A 22392-nucleotide genomic window follows, 5' to 3' on the forward strand; every position below is an offset into this window, starting at 1 on the left:
TCAGGCGTCACGCGGTGTCTCCTGACGGTTTAGTACGAATTTCAGGAATTCCGAGATACCCTGGATCATCAACAGCCCGGCGGCGACCGCCATGGCCAGTTTCAGTGGATAGACCGGCAGCTGCACCGAGCCATAGGTGGTTTCCCCCTGCGCATAGGAACGCATGCCGAATTCCCAGGATCGGGTCATGAAGACCCAGGCGAAGGGGAAGAAGAAGATCACATAGCCCGCCGCCTCGACCCAGCGGCGCGGCCCGGCGGCCATGGCGCCGGTGACCAGATCGACCCGCACATGCGACTGATGACGCAGCGCATAGCCGCCGAGCATCACGAAGTAGAAACCATAGAGCTGCTTGGTGACGTCAAAGGCCCAGCGGGTGGGATCGTTCAGCGCGTAGCGCATGAAGACATCGTAGATAATGATCGCCGCAAAGATCACCGCCACGACGGAAACAATCCTGCCCACGACCTCATTGATCCCGTCAATTATACGGAAAAGCATGTTTGGTAATTCTCCCTGTCCTCGGCACGTTAGCGGGCAATGCATAAATGACAAGAGCGTATGAAGCCCGGCCCAGGCGGCCACGGGGCGCGCCGGAGTGACGCGACGGGGCGCAATGCCTTGCTATGCTGGGGCACGCGCGCGCCGGGCGCCAAAAACGACAGTATTACTTACCTTACGTCAGGTCCGCAGGCGCATCTCGTCGAGCGGCGCGGTGAAGGTTTCTGCGAGGCTCTTCCATTGCGTCTGCGGCAGGGCGCGCTTTCGGGCGATCATCCAGTAGCTCTCGGCCGGGTGCAGCGCCTGCTCGGAAAGACGCATCAGCCTGCCCTGCCGGAGCTGCGGATCGCAGAGCGGCAACGAGGCCAGCAGGACCCCGGCCCCGCAAACCACCGCCGCCAGCGCCGCGGAGAAACTGTCGAACCGGATCTGCGGCACGGGGGTCGTAGGATCGCCACTGTGCCGCGCCCATTCCTGCCAGCCCTGCCGCGGTCCGGAGACCGAAATGCGCGGCAGATCCTGCCATCGGCTCGTCTCGGCCATCAGATGCGGCGCGGCGACCGGGCTCAGCGCCTCCTGAAACAGCGGCACGGCATGATGATCCGGCCAGTCGCCCCGCCCGTATTCGACCCGCACCGAGGCTTCGCGATGTATGCTTTCGGATTGCAGCACCATGGTGGAAAACACGATCTGCGCCCGCCGCGCCTTCGACCAGCGGGCCAGCCGCGGGGCCAGCCAGAGCGCGGTGATCGAAGCGCTGGCGGAGATGCGGATCTTGTCGCGCTGCAACCCGAAAATGTCTTCGTAGCTCTGTGCCAGTTCACCCAGCGCATTGCTGACATAGGGCAGCCAGCTTTCGCCCTCCACGCTCAGCGCCACGCCGCGCGGTTTTCGGATGAACAGCTGACTTCCGATCCGCGCCTCCAGATGGGTGATGCGCTGGCTGATCGCGGCCTGCGTCAGGTTTAGCTCCTGCGCCGCGGCCGTGAAACTGCCTGACCGACCCGCCGCCTCGAAAGCGCGTATCCATTCCAGCGGCAAATTCTCCAGCGCGATCTCAGACATAAGAAAACCAACCCCTCATCCCGTTTTATCATTGATAGTGCTTATGCCTAAACTGTGAAACCCTCTGAACAATCGGATAGATCAAAAGGCCAATCCCATGTATGAGCATCACCTAAGCGACAACGGGCAGGTCCTGAGCCTGCGCAAAGACGGCCATGAGACGCGGTTTCACGCGATCTGGCTGCGCGACAATGCGCAGGACGCGCAGACCCGCTCCCCCGCCAACGGCCAGCGCCTGATCGCGCTGCGTGACATCTCCGAAGACCTCGCGATCAGCGCCGCCGAGATCACCGGCACACGTCTGAGCCTGACCTTCCAGCCGGAAGACCGCAGCATCGACTATGACCTCGCCTGGCTCGAGCGACACGCCTATGACCGCCCCGCAGAGCGCCGCCCCGGATGGACCGCCGATCCAGTCGAGACATGGGACAGCCGGTTGATGGAACGCCTGCCGACGGCGGATTTCGGCGCGGTGCAATCGGACCCGGCCGCCTTGCAGGGCTGGCTCGCGGATATCGCGCGTTATGGGTTCGGCAAGCTCACCGGCGGACCGGTTCAGGATCAGGCGCTGATGCAGGTGGTCGATCTGTTCGGCCATGTCCGCGAGACCAACTACGGCCGCCATTTCGAGGTGCGCACCGAGGTCAACCCGACCAATCTCGCCTATACGGGGCTGGGCCTGCAAGCCCATACCGACAACCCCTACCGCGACCCTGTCCCCACCATACAGGTGCTCTATTGTCTCGAAAGCTCGGCAGCGGGCGGTGAGAACATGGTGGTCGACGGCTTCCGCGTCGCCGAACGGCTGCGCGATGAGAATCAAGACTGGTTCAACGTGCTCAGCCGTCACTGCGCGCGGTTTGAATATGCCGGATCGGACGGGGTGATCCTGCGCTCCCGGCGTCCGATGATCGAGCTGGCACCGGATGGCGAGCTGATCGGTGTGCGTTTCAACAACCGTTCAGCGGCGGCGATCACCGATGTGCCGTTTGACGAGATGGCGACCTATTACGCCGCCTATCGCCGCATGGGCGAGATCATCGACGACCCGGCGATGGAGGTCAGCTTCCGCCTTGAACCGGGCGAAAGTTTCCTTGTCGACAACACCCGCGTGCTGCATGCCCGCAAGGCCTATTCCGGCACCGGCACCCGCTGGTTCCAAGGCTGCTATGCGGATATGGACGGTCTCCATTCGACGCTGGCCAGCCTGCAGGAACGCCGCCCGGAGGCCGCGGAATGAGCGTCCCTGCCCCCGAACTCACCCGCGACAACATCGTCGCGTTTCTCGAAGACATCTTCGAAAGACGCGGCGGCGAGGAATATCTCGGCGAGCCGGTGACCATGGCCGAACATATGCTGCAGGGCGCAACAATTGCCGAGCAGAACGGCCAGCGCGAAATCATCGTGGTGGCGGCGCTGCTGCATGACATTGGCCATTTCACTTCCGAATTCGGTACCTTCAGCATGGACGACACCGAGGACCGGCACCACGAGGAAGCAGGCGCGCAGGTGCTGGAGGCGTTCTTTCCGACCTTGGTGACCGATTGCGTGCGCTATCACGTCGCCGCCAAACGCTATCTCTGCGCCACCAAACCGGCCTATTTCGACCGGCTCTCGGAAGCGTCGGTGCATTCGTTGAACCTGCAGGGCGGGGTAATGAGCGCGGCCGAGGTTGCCGAATTCGAGAGGAACCCGAACCTCAAGGACATTATCGCCGTTCGCTATCTCGATGATGCGGGCAAAGATGCCGACATGGAGACGCCGCGTTTCGCGCATTTCGCGCCGATGGTGCAGCGCGTCGTCGATCAGCACTGCGCCGACAGCTAGGCCGAAACACCAGAAGACGCGCAACCACAACAGGTTGCGCGTCGTTTTCTTTCAGGGTCAGATGTCATGCACCGCATGGCAGGCGACGGTGCCGCCGATCGGTCCATGCAGCAGATCCGGCGCAATGCGGCTGCATTTCTCCATCGCGATCGGGCAGCGCGGATGAAAGGCGCAGCCGCTCGGCGGGTTGAGCGGGCTTGGCGGTTCCCCAGCCTGTGGCTCGACGTTGCGCTTGGGATTCTCAATGTCCGGGATCGTGTTGAGCAGCAGTTTCGAATAGGGATGCTGCGGCGCGGTGAACAGCTGCTCGACCGGCGCCTGCTCGACGATCCGGCCCAGATACATTACCGCGATGTGGTCGGACATGTGTCGCACCACGCTGAGGTCATGGCTGATGAACAGATAGGTCAGACCCAGTTCATCCTGCAGCCGCCGCATCAGATTGAGGATCTGCGCCTGCACCGACACGTCGAGCGCCGAGGTCGGTTCATCGCAGACCAGCAGCTCCGGTTCCGAGGCCAGCGCCCGCGCGATCGAGATCCGCTGACGCTGTCCGCCGGAAAATTCATGCGGGTATTTCAGCGCGTCATCGGCGCCGAGACCCACTGTCTCAAGCAGGTCGCGCACCCGTGCCAGCGTTTCATCCTCGCTGTCGCGCAGCTTCATCTCGCGGATCGGCTCGGCGATGATATCGCCGACGCGCCAGCGCGGGTTGAGGCTCGAATGCGGATCCTGGAAGATCATCTGCACCTTGATCGGCCGCCCTTCGGCACCGGTGCCGAAGGTGATGTCCCCGCTGCTGGTGGAATAGAGCCCGGTGACCAGCCGGGCCACGGTGGATTTGCCGCAGCCCGATTCCCCGACGATGCTGAAACAGGTGCCCTTCTCGACCGTGAAGCTGATATCCGAAACCGCGTTGACGAACAGCTTCGGACGCCGCTCGATCACCCGGTTGAGCCAGGGGGCGGAGACGTCGAAGATCTTGCTGACTCCGCTGACGCTCAGCGCCGGGACATCGGCGGTCAGCGGATCTCTGGATTGCGCGTTCATTGGGTGCCTCCCTGTTGCAGCCAGCAGGCGGCGCTGGTGGCGCCGGTGCGGACCAATGGCGGTTTGCTGGCGCTGCACTTCGGCCCGGCATGGGGGCAGCGCGGATGAAAGGCGCAGCCTGAGGGGCGCGCGTTGAGCCGTGGCATCGACCCGTCGATCTGCGCCAGGACCTCAACCCGGTCATGCAGGCTCGGGATGGCGCTCATCAACCCGCGTGTATAGGGATGCTGCGGATTGTGGATCACCTCGGCCACCGGGCCGCTCTCCACTACCCGGCCGGAATACATCACGCAGACCCGGTCAGCGGTCTCGGCGATTACCCCCATGTCATGGGTGACCAGCATGATCCCCACGCCGGTCTCATCACAGAGCCTGCGCAGCAAGGCGGTGATCTGCGCCTGGATCGACACGTCGAGCGCGGTGGTCGGCTCGTCGGCGATGATCAGCCGCGGTCCGGCGGCCAGCGCCAGTGCGATCACCACGCGCTGGCGCATGCCGCCTGAAAACTGATGCGGATATTGGCGCAGCCGCTCTTCGGGCGCCGGAATGCCGACCTGACGCAGCAGGTCGAGCGCGCGTTCGTGGGCCGCCTCACGCGACAGATCGGTGTGCAGGCGGATCGTCTCGACCAGCTGCTTGCCGATCGTGAACAGCGGGTTCAGCGCGGTCAGCGGGTCCTGAAAGATTGCCCCCATCTCGCGGCCGCGCACCTTGGTCAGCTCGGCTTCGGAAAGTTGATCGACCCGCTTGCCGTTGACGTGGATCTCGCCCCCGGCGATGCGGCCGGGATGTTCCAGCAGCCCCAGCACCGCAAGCCCGGTGATCGACTTGCCTGCCCCGGATTCGCCGACCACGCCGAGGATCTCACCGGGTGCGATCTGCATCGAGACATCGTCGATCGCCGTCAGCAGCCCCCGACGGGTGGGAAATTCGACCGTGAGCCCGGCAACATCCAGCGCCGGGGTCGCGGCGCTGCTCTGCTCGGGCGCGGGTATCGGTTGCACCATCATCTTACTCTCCATTCATCAGGGGGAAGGTGGGTGGAAAAATCTCCTGCACCGGGGGGTGGCCAAGAGTGCGTTCAGGGTATCTGGCGACGAGCCCGTCGAATTGGCGCTGGACCTGTTCGCGCGTCGCCGCCATGTCGATCCCGGCCACTTCGCCGTCGCGCATCGAGATCCGGCCATCGACGATGGTGGCGCGGGTGACGCGCCCGGTAGCCCCCAGCACCAGCGTCTGAATCGGGTCGATCCGCGGTGCCATATGGCGGTCGTTCATGTCAAAGATCGTGATATCGGCCTTGGCCCCGGCCCGCAGCACGCCGATATCCTCGCGCCCCAATGCCTTGGCTCCGCCGAGAGTGGCGGCATCGAAGACCTGGCCTGACGTGATCGACGGCATCGCGCCCTCGACCATCCGGCAGGTCATCACCGCCACCGCCATGTTGAGCACCATGTCGGGCGGCGCGGTATCGGTGCCCATGGCAATGTTGACGCCCGCCTCGCGCAGCTTGGCAAAGGAGTTCAGCGCGCCGCCGTGGCGGGCCGCGACCAGCGGGCAATGGATCACATGCACGCCGCTTTCGGCATAGAGTTCCAGGTCACGCGCGTCGGCAACGGTGAAATGCGGCGCCATAAGCCGCGGCGACAGGCAGCCGAGCTCGGCCAGCCATTGCGGCGCGCTCATGCCATGAAGCGCCTTGACGGTCTGCAGCTCCATCTGGCCCTGCGCCATGTGCAGGCGCACCGGGCAATCCAGTGCTTCGGCGGCGGCCATGGTCTCGAGCAGCAGCGCCTTGGTGCAGGTCTCGACCCTATCCGGCGCGAGCAGCGGCGAGACGAGGCCGCCCTTGAAGAGCTTGTTGGCAAAGGCGATTGCCGCATGCAGCCCGCGGATGCCGCGTTCTTCATCAAAGACCGCGCCGAGCTTGCCCGCCTCATCGACCACCATGCCGCCCGAACGATAGGCCGGGCCGAGCCAGACCCGCAGGCCCAGCTCTTCGGCAGCCTGTGCCGCGGCGGTGAATTCCTCCACCGTCTCGCCCCATTCGCGGTAGAACAGCGAGGCGATCGGCGCGGCCGAGGTGATGCCGTTGAGCAGCAGCTGGCCGAAGGAAAAGCGCTTCTGCAGGGCCAGCTCTTCGGGGCTATACATCTCATAGGGGCCGCGATCGACGTAGGATTGCGGCCAGACCCTACCCTTCTTCTCGCTCGGCCAGTTGTCATGGGCCAGCAAGGTGGTGTCGAGATCCGACAGCGCATCGAGATCCACGAAACCGGGCGCGATCAGTACCGGGCCGAGATCGAAGCGCGCCTGCACCTCGCCCTCGAAACGCGGCCCGGCATGGATCACGCGATCCTTCTCGATCACGACCTCGCCATTCTGCACCAGGCGGCGGCCCTGTTCGGTATCCACCACGATCCAGTCGGCGGCCAGACTCCAACGTCCCTCCGGACGCTTGCCGAGCGGGAGATCCTCGAACCGCATCACGGCGCTTCCATCAATGTCGCGCCGTCGCGCGCCGTGACGCGCCCGGCCTTCACCACCAGCTTTCGCGGCGCGTGGCTGACAATGGCATGGGCCACCGAGACGCCCTCGACGATCACCAGATCGCCGATGCCACCGACCTTGATCTCGCGGCGCTCCATGCCCATCGCCTCGGCCCCGCCCCCGGCACAGACATCGAGCGCCATGTACATCTCCGCATCCGAGCGCAGATTGCTGCGCAGCCCGACGAATTTGGCGCGTTCCAGCATGTCGCCGTTGCCGTACGGCCCCCACGTATCCTGAATACCGTCGTTTCCGGCACCGAACTTGATGCCATGCTCCGACATCTGCTTGACCAGCGGTGCGGGCGACGACGCCGGAGCGGTGGTCATGATGCTCGCCTCCAGCGCGCCGAGACGCTCCAGCAGCGGAGTGACACGGGCGGGATCGGTCATGCCGAGGCAGAAGGCATGCGACACGGTCAGCTTGCCTTTCATCCCCAAAGCCTCGGCGCGGTCGAGGATCTGCTCCATCGAGAAGGCACCGAGCTCGCCGCGTTCATGCAGGTGGATGTCGAGCCCCTTGCCATGTTTCTCGGCAAGACCGAAGATCGCGTCGAGATGGCCCTTGGGGTCTTTATCGACGCCGCAAGGATCGAGCCCGCCCATCAGGTCGGCGCCCATCTTCATCGCCTCGTCCAGCAGCTCATAGGTACCGGGGCTGATGGTCAGGCCCGATTGCGGGAAGGCCACGGTTTCGATCGTGACCACGTCCTTGAGCTTCTCGGCAGTTTCCATCACCCCCTCGAGCGCCTTCAGCCCGCCGGTCGTGTCGATATCGACATGGCTGCGGATCAGCGTTGCGCCGAAGGCCGCGGTCTGCAGCGCATGGCGCATCGACTGGACATGCGGGTCAAGGCCGAGTCGCTGTTTCATCTGGCGCTCGTTGTCGATCATCGCCATCAGATTGCCGCCGCCGACATCGTTGAAATACCACGGAAAGCCGAGCAGCGACTTGTCGAGATGGGTATGCGCCTCGGTCAGACCGGGGATCGCGATCCGCCCGCCCGCATCCTCGACGGCTGCGTCGTCGGCGTCGAGATCGGGGCCGATCCCGGCGATGCGCCCGTCGCGGATCAGGATATCGGTCGGATCGCCATCGAGCACACGGGTGTTCTTGATCAGCAGGTTACTCATATTCTTGTTCCTTCAGCGCAGTTTCGGGTTCAGCGCGTCGCGCAGCCAGTCGCCGAGCATGTTCACCGCTACCACGAGGATGCAGAGCTGCAGCGAGGGGAAGAGCACGATCCACCAGGACCCGGAGAAGAGATATTGATTGCCCACCCGGATCAGCGTGCCGAGCGAGGGCTGGTTCGGCGGCATCCCGACCCCGAGGAAGGACAGCGTCGCCTCGATCAGGATCGCCAGACCGAAGTTCAGCGTCGCGGCAACGAAGATCGGGGTCAGCGTATTGGGCAGGATATGCTTGATCATCAGCCGCCGCGCCGGGGTACCGACGAGCCGTGAGGCCAGCACATATTCCTTGCGCCGCTCCACCATGGTCTGGGCGCGCACAACGCGGGCATATTGCACCCAGGAATACATCGATATCGCCATGACCAGCACCGCGGCCACGCCGATCTCGCGCAAAGCGGGTGGCAGGAAGGCCTGGGCGATCGAGCTCACCAGGATCGCCACCAGCACGATCGGGATCGACAGCAGCACGTCACCGATGCGCATCAGCACGTTGTCGATCCAGCCGCCGTAATAGCCCGCCATCAGCCCCAGCAGCAGCCCGACGAACAGCGACACGCCGACCGAGGCGATGCCGATGATGATCGAGATCCGCGTGCCGTAGAGGATGCCGGAGAGAATGTCGCGGCCCTGCACGTCGGTGCCGAGCAGGAAAGGCCATTGCCCGCCCTCCATCCAGATCGGCGGCAGCTCGGCGTTCCACAATTCCAGCGCCGCGAGGTCATAGGGGTTTTGCGGCGACAGGAGCGGCGCGAGGAAGGCGGTGAGGATCACCAGACCGAGCACGATGGCGGCGCCGACCGCGGATTTGTGGCTCTTGAAGGACCACCACAGGTCACTGTCCCAGAACCGCTCCATGCGGGTCGGCATGGCTTTGTTGGTTGCTTGGTCGGTCATTTTTCAGCTCCACGAAGGCGGGGATCGATCAGCGCGTAGGTCATGTCCACGATGGCATTGAGCACCACGAAGATCAGCGCGACGATGCAGAGATAGGCGGCCATGATCGGCACATCGACAAAGGTCACGGCCTGGATGAACAGCAGCCCCATGCCCGGCCACTGGAACACCGTCTCGGTGACCAGAGCAAAGGCGATCAGCCCGCCGATCTGCATGGCGGTCATGGTGACCACCGGCATCAGGCAATTGCGCAGGGCATGGCGGAAATGGATCGAGCGGGCGGGGATGCCGCGGGCGCGGGCGAACTTGATGAAATCGGAACGCAGCACTTCGAGCATTTCGGCGCGCACCAGCCGCATCACCAGCGTGATCTGGAACAGCGACAGCGACAGCGCCGGCAGGACGATCGACATGCGCCCCGACGGGGTCAGCAACCCGGTGGTCCACCAGCCGAGATCGACCGTGTCACCGCGTCCGAAGGCCGGGAACCAGCCGAGCCAGACCGAGAACACTAGGATCAGCCCGATCCCGACCACGAAGGAGGGCAGCGAGATCCCGATGATCGAGGTGAATTGCATCGCCTCTGAATACCAGGCCGTTCGCCTGATCGCGGTAATTACCCCCATCGGCACGCCGACAATCAGGGAAATGAAGGTGGCGACCAGCACGAGCTCGAACGTCGCCGGGAAACGTTCGGCGATCATGTCGAGCACTTCGCGCTGGTTGCGGAAAGAGATGCCGAAATCGCCTTGGGCGGCGCGGCCCACGAAACTGCCGAATTGCATCAGGAAAGGCTTGTCGAGCCCGAGCTTCTCGCGCAGGTCGTCGCGCTGGCTCTGGGTGGCCTGTTCGTTGAGCATCTGATCGACCGGATCGCCGACAAAGCGGAAGATCACGAAGGCCAGAAAGGTCACCGACAGCATCACGAAGACGGCATTGGCGAGGCGTTTGATGATGAAGGCCAGCATGGCGCGGGCTCCTTGATAGCTGGAAAAGAGGGGCGACGGCGCACCGCCGCCCCAGTCTCAGGGAGATTACTTGGTCACGTACCACATGCGCGGCTTGTTATCCGGGAATTGCGGGAAATCCTCGAACCCGGCGGCGACGGCCCAGGCCATCGGCTGCTGGTGCAGCGGCATCATGATGACCTCGTCCCTGGCGATCTTCAGCGCCTCGGTTTCGAGCGCCAGGCGCTTCTCGCGGTCAAGCTCCACGGCTGCCTGCTGGGTCAACTTGTCGAGCTCGGGGTAAGACCAGCCGCCCCAGTTGAAGACGCCCGAATTGCCGTCCTTGCTGTGCAGCACCTGCAGCAGGATCGAATAGGTATCCAGCATCGGCAGCGTCGCCCAGCCGAGCGTATAGACGTCGGCCTTGCCGTTGGCGCGCTTCGGCGTCTGCTTGGCGGTCGGCCCGATGTCCAGCTTCGGCTGCAGCCCGATCCGCGACCACATGGAGGCGATGGCCTGGCAGAACTGCTCCTCGTTCACGTAGCTCTCGTTGGTGCAGACGAAATCGAAGGCGAAACCGTCGCCATAGCCCGCTTCCTCGAGAAGCCCCTTGGCCTTCTCCAGGTCGAGTGGCACGACCGTGTCGAGCTCTTCGGAATAGCCGGGGATCGAGGGGGCGACCAGCGTGCCGGCATTGCGGGACTTGCCGCGCATCACCTTGTCCCGGATCAGGTCCATATCCACGGCCATCTGCATGGCGCGGCGCACCCGGACGTCCTGCAGCGGGTTATCGCCGCCGCCGACCAGCTCGTCGCGCTGGTTGAAGCCGAGCATGATGGTGCGCAGGTCGGTGCGTTCGAGCACGTCGATATTCGGCGCGGCTTCGAGCCGCGGCAGATCCTGCACCGGCGCGGAATCGACGAAATCGACTTCACCGGAGAGCAGCGCCGCGACGCGGGTGGCGGCCGAGGAAATCGGATTGAACTCGATCCGCGTCAGATTGTGGTTCGGCTCGTCCCACCAGTCCTCGTTGACGTTGAGGATGGTCTTGGCCTCCGGCGTGCGCGATTCTAGGATGAAGGGCCCGGTGCCATTGGTGTTGAACGTGGCATAGCCCTCGACCCCGGCGCTGACGTCGGTCGGCTTCTCGGCGTTGTTCTCGACCAGCCAGTCCTTGTCGAAGATATGGATGTTGGTCAGGTCGTTGAGCAGCAGCGGATAGGCGCCGTTGAGCTCGATGTCGATCGTGTGGTCATCCACGACCTCGGCGCTCTTGTAGGCCGGCAGGTTGCCCTTGAGCGGCGAGCTCTCGTCACTGACCCGCTGCAGCGAGGCCAGCACGTCCTCGGCGGTGAAGTCATTGCCGTTATGGAACTTGACGCCCTCACGCAGGGTGAAGCGCCATGTCGTCGGGGAGACGATCTCCCAAGAGGTGGCGAGCCCCGGGACGATCTCGAGATTGCGGTCGAAACGGACCAGCCCTTCGTAGATGTGATTGAGGAAGTTGATCGTGTAGCTGTCGCCGTAGGAATAGGGGTCGAGCGAGACGATGTCGCGCGGCGCGCCCCAGCGCACCGTCTCCGCACTGGCGGCGGAGGTCATCAGCGCCGCCGCAAGGCCCAGGGCCGCTCCGCGATGCAGGTTTCGTAGCAGGTTCATTTTCTTCTCCCGTTGCATTGGACACGAAATTGTACGCTTTCGTATACAAGTATGCGTCATCGCCGCCGCCACGCTGATCCTGTTCCCCCCTCTTATCCCTGAGGAAATCGCGGATCGCTCCCTGACATCGGCCCCGACAGTGATCCAAGCCTAGGCAGGAAAACTTCTCTTGGCTACAAAAAAATAATAAATTGTATTCAATCACTGTATCCAATATATTGCAGTGTGTGAGTGCTACTTTTTCGATGTGAGATGGATACAATTATGTACAAACCTTCTACGCGCAGCTTTCCGGTCTATGATTCCCTCCGTCAGGCGATCATCGAACAGGCACTCAAACCCGGGGTGAAGCTGCCCGAAGATTCGATTGGCGAGACGTTCAGCGTCAGCCGCACCACGGTGCGCAGCGCGCTGGTGCGGCTTGATGCCGAAGGGCTGGTCGATCTGCAGCCCAATCGCGGCGCCTCCGTCGCGGTGCCCTCCATAGAAGAGGCGCATGACATCTTCGAAATGCGTCAATGCCTTGAACGCGAGGTGATGCAGCGGCTCTGCGCCATGGACCGCGCCCCGGTGATCAAGGCGCTGAAGGCGCATCTCGCCGAGGAAAAGAAATATCTCGACGTCGATACCACTCGCTCCATCCGCCTGTCCGGCGAATTTCACATCCTGCTTGCCGAGCTGACCGGCTCGAAGATCCTCGCCAATTACGTCAACGAGATCGTGTCGCGCTGCTCGCTGGTGCTGGCCCGCTTTGCCCAGGCCCATTCGGCGAAATGCGGGCTCGACGAACATACCGAGATCATCGCCGCGATCGAGGCAGGCGATGCCGAACGCGCCACCGCCCGGATGCATCATCATCTGCATGGCGTGCAGGACCGCGCCTTGCTCAATCCAGATGGCGAAGGCGAGGACAGCGTCAGCGATATCCTCGCGCGCTACCTGCCCTCCAACGGCTGATCACCCATCCCTTTCGATTTCCACCAGCAGAGACGGAATGTTTCATGACCCGCATATCCCCCCAATCCGACCGGTTCGATTTTTCCGCCCTCTCTGCGCGCGACCGCTACAAGCTGCTGATCGGCGCGGTGGTGCCGCGTCCCATTGCCTGGGTCACCACAATCGATGAGGAGGGCCGCCCCAACGCCGCGCCCTTCAGCTTTTTCAACGTGCTGTCATCCGACCCGGCGATCCTGGCGCTCGGGGTCGAGAATTACGCCGACATGCGGTTCAAGGACACCGGCCGCAACATCCGCAATACCGAGGAATTCACGGTCAACATCGTCGGGCATGACAATCTCGACGCGATGAATGTCACCGCCGTGCCCTTCGCCCCCGGTGTCAGCGAGATCGAGGAAGCCGGGCTGACCATGCTGCCGGGCGAATTCGTCTCCTGCCCGCAGATCGCCGAAGCGCCTGTGCGGCTCGAATGTCGCCGTCACGTCACCCTCAACATCGGCAAATCCCGCGAAATCATTCTCGGCGAGGTGCTGGCGATGCATGCAAGGCCGGGATTGGTGAACGAGCGTTTCCATGTCGATGCCGCCGGGCTCGATGCGCTCGGACGCATGGGCGGGCATGGCTATTGCCGCTCCAACGAGACCTTCGATCTGCCCACCATGTCCGAGGCGCAATGGCGCGACAGCCAGCCGCGCAAGACCGGGACGGACCGGTTCTGATGCGCGTCCTCGTCGTCAATCCGAACGCCACGGTCGAGATGACCGAACGCATCGCCGCCGAGCTGCGCCAGTATCTGCCGCCGGATATCACCCTGATCAGCGCCACCAACCACGACGGCCCGGCGTCGATCCAGGGCGCCGCCGATGGCGCGGCGGCGCTGCCCGGCACGCTGGCCCTGCTGCGCGCCCCCGGCCATGACGGCGCGGTGATCGCCTGTTTCGACGATACCGGCCTGATCGAACTGCGCGACATCCATCCGCGCCCGCTCACCGGGATCGGCGAAGCGGCCTTTGCCGAAGCGGCCGCGCGCGGTCGCCCCTTCGCCGTGTTGACCACCTCGCCGCTCTCCGTCCCGGTGCTCGAGGCCAACATCACCGCCTACGGGCTCGCGCAGCATTGCCGCAAGATCCATGCATCGTCGATCGAGGTGCTCGACTTCGAGACCGACCGCGCCGGGGCCGAACGGCGGCTGATCGCCGCGGGGCGCGATCTGCTGACGCAATATCCGGAGGTGGAGACCGTGGTGCTCGGCTGCGCCGGCATGGGCGGGCTCAGCGCCAGCGTCGGCGCGGCGCTCGGTGTCACTGTCGTCGATCCGATTGCCGCGGCGGCACATTCCCTGATGGCGTCCTTCGCGTTGAGCTGATCCCGGTTCCCGGAGCCTGCTGCTCGCGCTTGCCCAGGACCATGGCCCGGACGGCGGCCTTGCCGATATCACCACAGGAACCGGCCCTCATCATGCGAGGGGCCGGTTTCATCGTTTTTGGCCTCTGGACAAAGCCGCCAGAATTGATAAGTGAGGCTTATAATAAATACGCTATAGCAAACCTCGAAAGCGCCTCCCTTGTCCTCTCCCATCGATTCCGATCACATCGCCTTCCTGATTGCCGACATTGCCCGGCATTTCCGGATCGCCTTCGAGCATGACATTGCCAAGAGCGAGATCGGCGTGACCGCATCGGAAGCGCGGGTGCTGGCGCAGCTTGCCCGGGCCGGGGCGACACGGCAGGTCAGCCTTGCCGATTCCATGTGCCTCGCCCCGATGAGCCTGTCGGTCTTTCTCGACCGGCTCGAAGCGCAGGGGCTGGTACGGCGCCAGGCCGACCCGTCGGACCGCCGTGCCAAGCTCGTGGCCCTGACGCCGGAAGCCGACCCGATCCTTCAGCGCATGGCCGAAATGGGTCAGCAGGTCAGCGCCATCGCACTCGACGGGCTCGATGAGGCAGGGCAGCAGCGCTTCGCCGAGGCGGCCAAGACGATCCGCCGCAATCTCGAGGTCCATCGCGGCGTCAAGCCGCTGCGCATGGAAGTCGAGCCATGAGCGCCGCACCATTGATGAGCGCGCGCCGGGTCAGCCTGATCGGGGCGCTGCTCGTGGCGGTCGGGCCGGTCTCGATGGCCCTCTACACCCCGGCGATGCCGGCCGTCGGCACCGTTTTCGACTCGCCCGAAGCCGTGGTGAAACTGTCGCTGACCCTCTATTTCGGTGGCTTCGCCTGCGCCCAGCTCATCGCCGGGCCGCTTTCCGATGCGCTTGGCCGTCGTCCCGTCACGATCGCCTTCATGGCGATCTATTGCCTTGCCAGCCTCGGCGCCTTCCTTGCGCCGTCGATTGAGGTGCTGGTGCTGTCGCGTTTCGTCCAGGGTATCGGTGCCTCCGTCGGGGTGGCGATCAGCCGGGCGCTGGTGCGCGATCTCTTCACCGGCGAGGAATCCTCCAGGATCATGAACCTGATCGGCATCATCCTCGCGCTCGGCCCGGCGCTGGCGCCGACCATCGGCGGGCTCACGCTGGCGGTAGCGGGCTGGCGGGCGATCTTCGCGCTGATGGTGCTGATCGGCTTTGCGGTGATCGCCGTCACGCTGCTGGCGATGCGCGAAACGGTGACGCCTGATCGCAGTCGGTTGAAGCTCGGCGCGCTGTTCCGCAGCTACGCGATGCTGCTCGGCAATGGCCATTTCCTCACCGCGTCGCTTGTGATGGCGGGCGCGCTCGGGGCGCTCTATGCGCAGGCCACCTTCCTGCCCTTCATCCTGATGAGCGAGGTCGGGCTGACCCCGACCCAGTTCGGCCTCGGGATGCTCATGCAATCGGGCGCGTTCTTCGTCGGCTCGCTGGTGGTGCGGGCGCTGATGCCGCGGATCGGTGCGACGCCGCTGGTGCCGATCGGCCTGGGCTTCATCGCCGCGGGCAGTCTCGGCAGCGCCACCCTGCTGCTCTGGGCGCCCTCCTTCCTGCATGTGATGGTGCCGGTCTCGACCTATGCCTTCGGCATCGCCTTCGTGATGCCCGCCATGTCCACCGCCGCCCTCGCCCCCTTCGCGCGCAACGCCGGGGCCGCGGCCGCCATGCTCGGCTTCCTGCAGATGGGCGCAGGTCTGCTCATCGGCAGCATCGGCGCGCTCTTCGGCGATACGGTGGTTGCCATGGGCCTTCTGATCCCCCTGATGGGCGCCACCGCCTGTATTGCCTATCTGCTGCACCGCGCCCGGCCCTCCCTGCCGACGCCGGAACCGGGGGCCGCCCCCGCCCGGCGGCTGGGCCAATCCGCGCTCAACGATGCAAGAACCGTCCATTCGCCACCGAAATAATGTAGGCTGGCACGCATTTCCCGCCCCGACTACCCCCGCAGGGCAAGCGCCCGCTCTCCATTTCGACATCAAGACAGACCAAGACCCATAAAGGTTGCACAATGAAACCCATTCGCCCCTGGCTCCGCCCCGCCCTGCTCGGCCTCACCCTGCTCCTGTCCGCCCCGCTCGCGACGCAGGCGCAGGAGGGCCGCCCTCCTGCCGCGGTGAGCGTGATGACGTTGCAGCCGCAGAGCGTCACCCTGACCACCACCCTGCCGGGCCGTGTGGTCGCCTCTGCCCGTGCCGAGGTACGCCCCCAGGTCGCCGGGATCATCACCGAGCGGCAGTTCCGCGAAGGCGGACAGGTCGAAGAGGGCGACGTGCTCTATCAGATCGACCCGGCGAGCTATGACGCCGCGCTTGCGATCGCGAGGGCCAGTGTTGCCCAGGCCAAGGCCGGGCTCGAAAAGGCCGAGAAAGAGGCCCGCCGCATCGACGCGCTGCAATCACGCAATGTCGCAAGCGCCTCGGCGGCCGATGAGGCCGATGCCGCGCTGGCCATCGCCGCGGCCAATCTAGAGGCGGCCGAGGCACAGCTGCAATCGGCACAGATCGAGAAGGACCGCACCACGATCCGTGCCCGGCTCTCGGGCGAGATCGGCCGCTCGCTGACCAGCCCCGGTGCGCTCGTGACCGCCAGCCAGGCCACGCCGCTGGCCGTGATCCAGAACATCGATCCGGTCTATGTCGACGTCACCCAATCCGCCGCCGAGCTGCTGGCCTGGCGTCGCAGCCACGGCAATGGCCCTGCCGATCTGGCCGATCCCTCCGTGACCCTGACCCTCGCCGACGGGGTCGCATTCGATCAAAAGGGGATGCTGACCGCCGCCGAGCCTGAGGTGGACGAGCAGACCGGCGTTGTGGTCCTGCGCATGTCCTTCGACAACCCCGACAAGCTGTTGCTGCCGGGCATGTATGTGCAGGTCGAGATGCCGACCGAAACCCTCGATAGCGCCCTCGTGGTGCCCCAGCAGGCCGTCAGCCGCGACCGGCGCGGCCAGGCCACCGCGCTGATCGTCACGGAGGAAAACGTGGTGGAGCAGCGCGAGCTGACCATCCTGCAGGCCCGCGGCGCCGACTGGATCGTCAGCGACGGGCTCAGCGCCGGTGACCGGCTGGTCGTCGCCGGGTTCCAGAAGACCGGCCCCGGTGCCACCGTGACACCGCAGGAGGTCGCGGCCCCGCAGGCGACAGGGGCAGAGGCCGACCCGGTCGCGCCCGAAGGTGAGCAGACCGAGCAGACCGCGCCGCGCGCCGAGAAGACCGAGGCTTCTGCCGAGGCCGGATCCGGCACCGCCGCGGCGGCCACAGAGACCGACTGAACGCATATCAACTTCTCCTAATCCGGACGTACCGCCATGGCCCGTTTCTTCATCGACCGCCCGATCTTCGCCTGGGTCATCTCCCTGTTCATCTCCGGCCTCGGGGTGCTCGCGATCCTGACCCTGCCGGTCGCGCAATATCCGCAGATCGCGCCGCCTTCGGTCTCGATCCAGGCTGCCTATCCCGGCGCCTCGGCGGAGACCGTGGCCAATACCGTCACGCAGGTCATCGAACAGCAGATGACCGGGCTCGACGGGCTGCGCTACATGTCCTCGAGTTCGACCTCGGCGGGCGGCGCCTCGATCACCCTGACTTTCGAGACCGGCACCGATGCCGACATCGCCCAGGTCCAGGTACAGAACAAGCTCGCGCAGGCCAGTGCCCTGCTGCCTGAAACCGTGCAGCGCCAAGGCGTTACGGTGTCGAAATCCTCCGCCGGGTTCCTGATGGTGGTCGGGCTGATTTCCGACAGCGATGCCTATGATGCCACCGACCTTGCCGATTACCTCTCGACCAACATGGTCAATGACATCAGCCGCATCGAAGGGGTGGGCAGCGTGCAGGTCTTCGGCGCGCAATATGCGATGCGGATCTGGCTCGATCCGGCCAAGCTCGCCGCTTTCAACATGACGCCCTCCGATGTCGTCGCCGCCGTGTCGCGCGAGAATGCGCAGATCTCGGCCGGCGCCTTCGGTGCGCGTCCGACCGTCGAGGGACAGCAGCTCAACGCCACGATCACCGCGCAATCGCTGCTGCGCACGCCGGAGGATTTCCGCCAGATCGTGCTGCGCGCCCAGACCGACGGCGGGCTGGTGCTGCTCAACGATGTCGCGCGGGTCGAGATCGGGGCGGATAATTACGCCACCATCTCGCGGTTCAACCGCGATCCCTCCACCGGCATGGCGATCTCACTGGCGCCGGGGGCCAATGCGCTCGACACCGCCGCGCTGGTCGAGGAACGGCTCGACGAGCTTGCCGCCTTCTTTCCCGACGGCGTGACCTATGTGATCCCCTATGACACGACGCCCTTCGTGGCGATTTCCATCGAGAAGGTCGTGCATACGCTGTTCGAAGCGGTCGCCCTGGTGTTTCTGGTGATGCTGCTCTTCCTGCAGAACCTGCGCGCGACGCTGATCCCGACGCTGGTGGTGCCGGTGGTCCTGCTCGGCACCTTCGGTGTGCTCGCCGCCTTCGGCTATTCGATCAACTCGCTGACCATGCTGGCCATGGTGCTGGCCATCGGCCTGCTTGTCGATGATGCCATCGTGGTGGTGGAGAACGTCGAACGGATCATGGAACAGGAAGGTCTGAGCCCGCTCGAAGCCACCCGCAAATCGATGGACGAGATCACCGGTGCACTGATCGGCATCGGAGTGGTGCTTTCGGCCGTCTTCGTGCCGATGGCCTTTTTCCCCGGCTCAACCGGCGTAATCTACCAGCAATTCTCGATCACCATCATCTCGGCCATGGCGCTTTCGGTGCTGCTGGCGCTGACCCTGACTCCGGCGCTCTGCGCCACGCTGCTGAAGCCCAAAAAGGAAGGCCACCGCCCGCGCGGCCCCTTCGCGTGGTTCAACACCGGCTTCGGCGCCACGCTGCGCGGCTATGGCAGCACCGTGGGCTGGATGCTGAAACGCCCGTTCAGAATCAGCCTGCTGTTCCTCGCGGTGATCGCAGCGGCGGTGTTCCTGTTCCTGCGCACGCCGGGCGGTTTCCTCCCCGACGAGGATCAGGGCATCCTCTTCACCCTGATCTCGACCCCCACCGGCGCCACGGCCGAGCGCACGCTCGACGTGCTGGAGCAGGTCGAGGATTATTTCCTCGAAGAGGAAAGCGACATCGTGCAATCGGCCTTCGGCGTCGTCGGTTTCAGCTTCGCGGGGCAGGGCCAGAACCAGGCGCTGGTCTTCGTGCAGCTCAAGGACTGGAAGGACCGCACCGCCCCCGAGCAAAGCGTTCAGGCGCTGGCCGGACGTGCCTTCGGCAGGCTCAGCAGCATTCAAGACGCGCTGGTCTTCCCGGTGGTGCCGCCTTCGGTGATCGAGCTTGGCAACGTCTCGGGCTTTGACTTCTACCTGCAGGCCCGTGGCGGGCAGAGCCACGGCGAACTGCGCGATGCTCGCAACCAGCTGCTCGGCATGGCAGCACAGAGCCCGCTCATCGCCTCCGCCCGGCCCAACGGGCTGGAGGATGCGGCACAGTTCAACCTCGATATCGACTGGCGCAAGGCCGGGGCGATGGGGGTCTCGGCCAGCGATGTCGGCACGCTGCTGACCATCGGCTGGGCCGGGCGCTATGTGAATGACTTCATCGACGGCAGCCGCACCAAACGCGTCTATGTACAGGGCGAACCGGAGGCCCGCGCCACCCCGGAAGATCTGGAGAAATGGCGGGTACGCAATGCCAGCGGCGGGCTGGTGCCGTTCTCCAACTTTGCCGATGCCTCCTGGGTCTTCGGAGCCCAGGGCGTGACCCGCTACAACGGCGTGCCCGCCATGCAGATCCAGGGCGCCCCGGCACCCGGCGTGAGCACCGGCGAGGCAATTGCCGAGATCGAACGGCTGGCCGACCAGCTCCCGCCCGGTTTCTCGGTGGCCTGGACCGGCCTCTCGCTGGAGGAACAGGAAAGCGGCAGCCAGGCCCCCCTGCTCTACGCCCTGTCCCTCGCGGCGGTGTTCCTGGCGCTGGCGGCGCTCTATGAAAGCTGGTCGATCCCCTTCGCGGTGATGCTGGCGATGCCGCTCGGCGTGCTGGGAACCCTTCTTGCCGCCTGGGTCGGCGGCTTCCAGAACGGCGTCTTCTTCCAGGTCGGACTGCTGACGGTGATCGGTCTCACCGGCAAGAACGCGATCCTGATCGTCGAGTTCGCGCGCGAGCAATATGCCTCCGGTGTGCCGCTGCTCAACGCCGCGCTCGAAGCGGCGAAACAGCGTTTCCGCCCGATCATCATGACCTCGATGGCCTTCTCGCTCGGCGTCTTGCCTCTGGTGATCAGCAACGGCGCAGGCTCGGGCGGGCGCAATGCCATCGGCTCCGGCGTTCTCGGCGGTACCATCTCGGCGACGCTGCTTGGCGTGCTCTTCGTACCGGTGTTCTTCGTCATCATCGCGCGCATCACCCGTAGCCGGAAGTCACAGGCGCAGTCACAGCCCGACATCGACGCACCGTCGGCATGAATCCGCGTCCGGGCGGCCCGCTTCGGCGCGCAGCCCGGATCTGGGGGAAAATCCTGATTGCAGCCAAGTTTCATTCTGCGAAAATACAGGCGAGTGGAGAGGTGGATGCAGACAGGACCGATACGCATGTATGCCGACCTGTTCGGTCGGCCTGACCGGGTACATCCCGCGCGGCCCGCCAGCCTGTCGGCCGGGCCGATCGCCGATCCCGGCACCGCGCCGCGCCCGCCGCCGACCCGGCGATATCACCCCACCCGCCCGCGCGCGACGTTGCCCTGCGGAGGTCGGCATGTCGGTCATTGACCTCAGCAAGCTGCCCTTCGTGGAAAACGAGCTTCAATCCTTCCTCGATTCCATCTGCGAGACGCATGAGCTCGACTATGCCGCCTATGCCGGGCTCAATCCCGCCGCCCAATCGGTGCATGGCTTCGTCAATTATCCCGAAGAATGGCAGGCGCGTTATGTCACCCGGGGCTTCCAGCACCGCGACCCGGCCCTGCTGCTCGCCAGCCGCAGCATCGCACCCGTCGATTGGCAACGGCTGCGCGATGAGGCAAGCTTTCACGACATTTTCCGCGACGCCCATGATTTCGGCATTTCCAACCAGGGCATGACGATCCCGGTGCGCGGCCCCTTCGGCGACATCGGCCTGTTCAGCGTGACCCGCGATTGCGGCGACCGCGAATGGGCCTTGCTGAAGACGAAGATCATCGGCGCGCTGCAAAGCGCCGCGGTCCATCTGCACGACAACGTGATCCGCTCCCGCGCGCAAAGCGCCCTCCCCGCCGGACCGCGCCTGTCGCCGCGCGAAACCGAGGCGCTGCAATGGATCGCGGCAGGCAAATCCCAGCTCGACGTGAGCGACATCCTGTCGATCTCGCAGCGCACGGTCGAGGTACATCTGCGCTCGGCCCGCGAGAAACTCGGCGCGCTCAGCACCGCGCAGGCGGTGGCCCGCGCCATCGGCCTCGGGTTGATCCATCCGATCTGACCCTACGGGATTTCCACAATAGCCGGAGCCTCCAGCCTGCCCGATGATGACTCAATGGATCTGTCTTGGGGAGAAAGTGATGATTATCATAGTGGACGGCCTCAACCGCAACCGTTTCGGCGGATTGCTCGACCAGATGTTCGCCCTGCGCGCCAGGGTCTTCGGTGACCGGCTCGGCTGGGACGTTAAAATTCGCAACGGCCGGGAGAGCGACGAATTCGACGCGCTCGATCCGGTCTATGTCATCGGGGTGAACGCGGAAGGAAAGGTCATCTCCTGCGCCCGCGCCCTGCAGACCACCGGCCCGCATATGCTCTCCGAGGTCTTCAGCGACCTGCTTGACGGCGAAGCCCCGCCGCGCAGCGCCCGTCTGTGGGAATCGACACGGTTCTGCGTCGATACCGAAGCGCTTGCGGGGCAAGGATCCCGCGAAGCGCTCAGCCGCGCGAGCTGCGAGCTGATGATCGGCGCGCTGGAATATGCCCGATCCGCCGGGATCGAGGATATCATCACCGTCATCGATCCGATCATGAACCGGGTGCTGAAACGCTGCGACTGTGCGCCCTATGATTACATCGGCAGCACCCGGCCGATGGGCAAGGTCTCGGCCATGGCGGCGCTGCTCGACACCACGCCGGAACGGATCGCGCGGCTGCGCGCCTTCGCCGGTATCACTGACGATGTCTTCGCCACACCGAAACAGGCGGTGGCGCTTTCCGATATCCGCCCGATCACCCCGAGCAATGCGGCACAGGCAGCGGCGCTCGAGGAATATTGCCGCGAGCAGCTGAGCAGCGCGCGCTGCGGTTCGGAACGCGCCGCCGTGGAGGAACTGGCACGGATGTTGAAAAGCGTCGGCATGATCCGCCGCATCGACGATCGCCCGATCACCTATCACGGCTGAG

At 64.8% G+C, this 22392-nt stretch carries 21 protein-coding genes; 12 read left to right on the forward strand and 9 right to left on the reverse strand.

Translation table 11 applies throughout. The features are described 5' to 3' along the window. Positions 1-501: a TRAP transporter small permease subunit gene (locus tag ACFSUD_RS12465; protein WP_386374901.1), complete on the reverse strand. Its 501-nt coding sequence runs from the start codon at positions 499-501 to the stop codon at positions 1-3. A 180-nt stretch (positions 502-681) separates the two neighbouring features. Next, positions 682-1566 carry a LysR family transcriptional regulator gene (locus ACFSUD_RS12470; RefSeq protein ID WP_386374903.1) on the reverse strand — a complete coding sequence of 295 codons (885 nt, stop codon included), beginning with the start codon at positions 1564-1566 and terminating at the stop codon, positions 682-684. A gap of 97 nt (positions 1567-1663) precedes the next feature. On the opposite strand from ACFSUD_RS12470, the gene tmpA reads away from it, so the two are divergent. Continuing rightward, positions 1664-2806, forward strand: coding sequence for a 2-trimethylaminoethylphosphonate dioxygenase (gene tmpA / locus ACFSUD_RS12475; protein ID WP_386374905.1), 1143 nt, complete (start codon positions 1664-1666; stop codon positions 2804-2806). Continuing rightward, entirely contained in the window at positions 2803-3393 is a 591-nt protein-coding gene (gene tmpB / locus ACFSUD_RS12480) for a (R)-1-hydroxy-2-trimethylaminoethylphosphonate oxygenase (protein ID WP_386374907.1), read from the forward strand. Before tmpA ends, tmpB begins: the two co-directional genes overlap by 4 nt. A 57-nt stretch (positions 3394-3450) precedes the next feature. Here the strand turns inward: tmpB and ACFSUD_RS12485 are convergent, their stop codons facing one another. The 7 genes from ACFSUD_RS12485 to ACFSUD_RS12515 form a co-directional block, all read right to left on the reverse strand. After that, positions 3451-4443, reverse strand: coding sequence for an ABC transporter ATP-binding protein (locus ACFSUD_RS12485; RefSeq protein ID WP_386374909.1), 993 nt, complete (start codon positions 4441-4443; stop codon positions 3451-3453). Continuing rightward, positions 4440-5453, reverse strand: coding sequence for an ABC transporter ATP-binding protein (locus ACFSUD_RS12490; RefSeq protein WP_386374911.1), 1014 nt, complete (start codon positions 5451-5453; stop codon positions 4440-4442). The genes ACFSUD_RS12485 and ACFSUD_RS12490 overlap by 4 nt, the downstream gene beginning before the upstream one ends. A 1-nt stretch (position 5454) precedes the next feature. Further along, positions 5455-6930 carry an amidohydrolase family protein gene (locus ACFSUD_RS12495; RefSeq protein ID WP_386374913.1) on the reverse strand — a complete coding sequence of 492 codons (1476 nt, stop codon included), beginning with the start codon at positions 6928-6930 and terminating at the stop codon, positions 5455-5457. Further along, complete coding sequence (locus ACFSUD_RS12500) at positions 6930-8126, reverse strand: amidohydrolase family protein (RefSeq protein ID WP_386374915.1); 1197 nt, start codon at positions 8124-8126, stop codon at positions 6930-6932. Before ACFSUD_RS12500 ends, ACFSUD_RS12495 begins: the two co-directional genes overlap by 1 nt. Positions 8127-8138: 12 nt before the next feature. Next, positions 8139-9080: an ABC transporter permease gene (locus ACFSUD_RS12505; RefSeq protein WP_386374917.1), complete on the reverse strand. Its 942-nt coding sequence runs from the start codon at positions 9078-9080 to the stop codon at positions 8139-8141. Then, positions 9077-10048 (reverse strand): ABC transporter permease, encoded by a 972-nt coding sequence (locus tag ACFSUD_RS12510; RefSeq protein WP_386374919.1) that lies wholly within the window; start codon positions 10046-10048, stop codon positions 9077-9079. The genes ACFSUD_RS12505 and ACFSUD_RS12510 overlap by 4 nt, the downstream gene beginning before the upstream one ends. Positions 10049-10114: 66 nt before the next feature. Then, positions 10115-11686 carry an ABC transporter substrate-binding protein gene (locus ACFSUD_RS12515; protein ID WP_386374921.1) on the reverse strand — a complete coding sequence of 524 codons (1572 nt, stop codon included), beginning with the start codon at positions 11684-11686 and terminating at the stop codon, positions 10115-10117. Between the two features lie 264 nt (positions 11687-11950). Here ACFSUD_RS12515 and ACFSUD_RS12520 point away from each other — a divergent pair, with 264 nt between their 5' ends. The 10 genes from ACFSUD_RS12520 to ACFSUD_RS12565 all read left to right on the forward strand — a co-directional run bounded on the left by ACFSUD_RS12520 (position 11951) and on the right by ACFSUD_RS12565 (position 22391). Next, positions 11951-12643, forward strand: a complete 693-nt coding sequence (locus ACFSUD_RS12520) for a GntR family transcriptional regulator (RefSeq protein ID WP_386374923.1) — start codon at positions 11951-11953, stop codon at positions 12641-12643. A gap of 44 nt (positions 12644-12687) precedes the next feature. Then, positions 12688-13362 (forward strand): flavin reductase family protein, encoded by a 675-nt coding sequence (locus ACFSUD_RS12525; RefSeq protein WP_386374925.1) that lies wholly within the window; start codon positions 12688-12690, stop codon positions 13360-13362. Then, positions 13362-14009, forward strand: a complete 648-nt coding sequence (locus tag ACFSUD_RS12530; protein ID WP_386374927.1) for an aspartate/glutamate racemase family protein — start codon at positions 13362-13364, stop codon at positions 14007-14009. Before ACFSUD_RS12525 ends, ACFSUD_RS12530 begins: the two co-directional genes overlap by 1 nt. 198 nt (positions 14010-14207) lie before the next feature. Continuing rightward, a complete protein-coding gene (locus tag ACFSUD_RS12535; protein ID WP_386374929.1) occupies positions 14208-14684 on the forward strand; it encodes a MarR family winged helix-turn-helix transcriptional regulator in 477 nt (158 codons plus the stop codon). After that, on the forward strand, positions 14681-15955 hold the full coding sequence (locus ACFSUD_RS12540; protein WP_386374931.1) for a multidrug effflux MFS transporter: 1275 nt from the start codon (positions 14681-14683) through the stop codon (positions 15953-15955). The genes ACFSUD_RS12535 and ACFSUD_RS12540 overlap by 4 nt, the downstream gene beginning before the upstream one ends. Positions 15956-16056: 101 nt before the next feature. Further along, entirely contained in the window at positions 16057-17319 is a 1263-nt protein-coding gene (locus ACFSUD_RS12545; protein ID WP_386374933.1) for an efflux RND transporter periplasmic adaptor subunit, read from the forward strand. A gap of 36 nt (positions 17320-17355) precedes the next feature. Beyond that, positions 17356-20496 (forward strand): efflux RND transporter permease subunit, encoded by a 3141-nt coding sequence (locus ACFSUD_RS12550; RefSeq protein WP_386374935.1) that lies wholly within the window; start codon positions 17356-17358, stop codon positions 20494-20496. A 105-nt stretch (positions 20497-20601) separates the two neighbouring features. After that, on the forward strand, positions 20602-20799 hold the full coding sequence (locus ACFSUD_RS12555; RefSeq protein WP_386374937.1) for a hypothetical protein: 198 nt from the start codon (positions 20602-20604) through the stop codon (positions 20797-20799). After that, complete coding sequence (locus tag ACFSUD_RS12560) at positions 20786-21487, forward strand: LuxR family transcriptional regulator (protein WP_386374939.1); 702 nt, start codon at positions 20786-20788, stop codon at positions 21485-21487. Before ACFSUD_RS12555 ends, ACFSUD_RS12560 begins: the two co-directional genes overlap by 14 nt. 79 nt (positions 21488-21566) lie before the next feature. Further along, positions 21567-22391 (forward strand): acyl-homoserine-lactone synthase, encoded by an 825-nt coding sequence (locus ACFSUD_RS12565; RefSeq protein ID WP_386374941.1) that lies wholly within the window; start codon positions 21567-21569, stop codon positions 22389-22391. Position 22392 lies beyond the last annotated feature (1 nt).

This window comes from Sulfitobacter aestuarii (assembly GCF_042685005.1).
In the GTDB taxonomy this organism is placed as follows: Bacteria; Pseudomonadota; Alphaproteobacteria; order Rhodobacterales; family Rhodobacteraceae; genus Sulfitobacter; species Sulfitobacter aestuarii.

Bases quoted from the DNA above. Each gene is read 5' to 3' on its own strand.
- ACFSUD_RS12465 (WP_386374901.1), bottom strand. From the start codon at position 501: ATGCTTTTCCGTATAATTGACGGGATCAATGAGGTCGTGGGCAGGATT.
- ACFSUD_RS12470 (WP_386374903.1), bottom strand. From the start codon at position 1,566: ATGTCTGAGATCGCGCTGGAGAATTTGCCGCTGGAATGGATACGCGCT.
- tmpA (WP_386374905.1), top strand. From the start codon at position 1,664: ATGTATGAGCATCACCTAAGCGACAACGGGCAGGTCCTGAGCCTGCGC.
- tmpB (WP_386374907.1), top strand. From the start codon at position 2,803: ATGAGCGTCCCTGCCCCCGAACTCACCCGCGACAACATCGTCGCGTTT.
- ACFSUD_RS12485 (WP_386374909.1), bottom strand. From the start codon at position 4,443: ATGAACGCGCAATCCAGAGATCCGCTGACCGCCGATGTCCCGGCGCTG.
- ACFSUD_RS12490 (WP_386374911.1), bottom strand. From the start codon at position 5,453: ATGATGGTGCAACCGATACCCGCGCCCGAGCAGAGCAGCGCCGCGACC.
- ACFSUD_RS12495 (WP_386374913.1), bottom strand. From the start codon at position 6,930: ATGCGGTTCGAGGATCTCCCGCTCGGCAAGCGTCCGGAGGGACGTTGG.
- ACFSUD_RS12500 (WP_386374915.1), bottom strand. From the start codon at position 8,126: ATGAGTAACCTGCTGATCAAGAACACCCGTGTGCTCGATGGCGATCCG.
- ACFSUD_RS12505 (WP_386374917.1), bottom strand. From the start codon at position 9,080: ATGACCGACCAAGCAACCAACAAAGCCATGCCGACCCGCATGGAGCGG.
- ACFSUD_RS12510 (WP_386374919.1), bottom strand. From the start codon at position 10,048: ATGCTGGCCTTCATCATCAAACGCCTCGCCAATGCCGTCTTCGTGATG.
- ACFSUD_RS12515 (WP_386374921.1), bottom strand. From the start codon at position 11,686: ATGAACCTGCTACGAAACCTGCATCGCGGAGCGGCCCTGGGCCTTGCG.
- ACFSUD_RS12520 (WP_386374923.1), top strand. From the start codon at position 11,951: ATGTACAAACCTTCTACGCGCAGCTTTCCGGTCTATGATTCCCTCCGT.
- ACFSUD_RS12525 (WP_386374925.1), top strand. From the start codon at position 12,688: ATGACCCGCATATCCCCCCAATCCGACCGGTTCGATTTTTCCGCCCTC.
- ACFSUD_RS12530 (WP_386374927.1), top strand. From the start codon at position 13,362: ATGCGCGTCCTCGTCGTCAATCCGAACGCCACGGTCGAGATGACCGAA.
- ACFSUD_RS12540 (WP_386374931.1), top strand. From the start codon at position 14,681: ATGAGCGCCGCACCATTGATGAGCGCGCGCCGGGTCAGCCTGATCGGG.
- ACFSUD_RS12545 (WP_386374933.1), top strand. From the start codon at position 16,057: ATGAAACCCATTCGCCCCTGGCTCCGCCCCGCCCTGCTCGGCCTCACC.
- ACFSUD_RS12550 (WP_386374935.1), top strand. From the start codon at position 17,356: ATGGCCCGTTTCTTCATCGACCGCCCGATCTTCGCCTGGGTCATCTCC.
- ACFSUD_RS12555 (WP_386374937.1), top strand. From the start codon at position 20,602: ATGCAGACAGGACCGATACGCATGTATGCCGACCTGTTCGGTCGGCCT.
- ACFSUD_RS12560 (WP_386374939.1), top strand. From the start codon at position 20,786: ATGTCGGTCATTGACCTCAGCAAGCTGCCCTTCGTGGAAAACGAGCTT.
- ACFSUD_RS12565 (WP_386374941.1), top strand. From the start codon at position 21,567: ATGATTATCATAGTGGACGGCCTCAACCGCAACCGTTTCGGCGGATTG.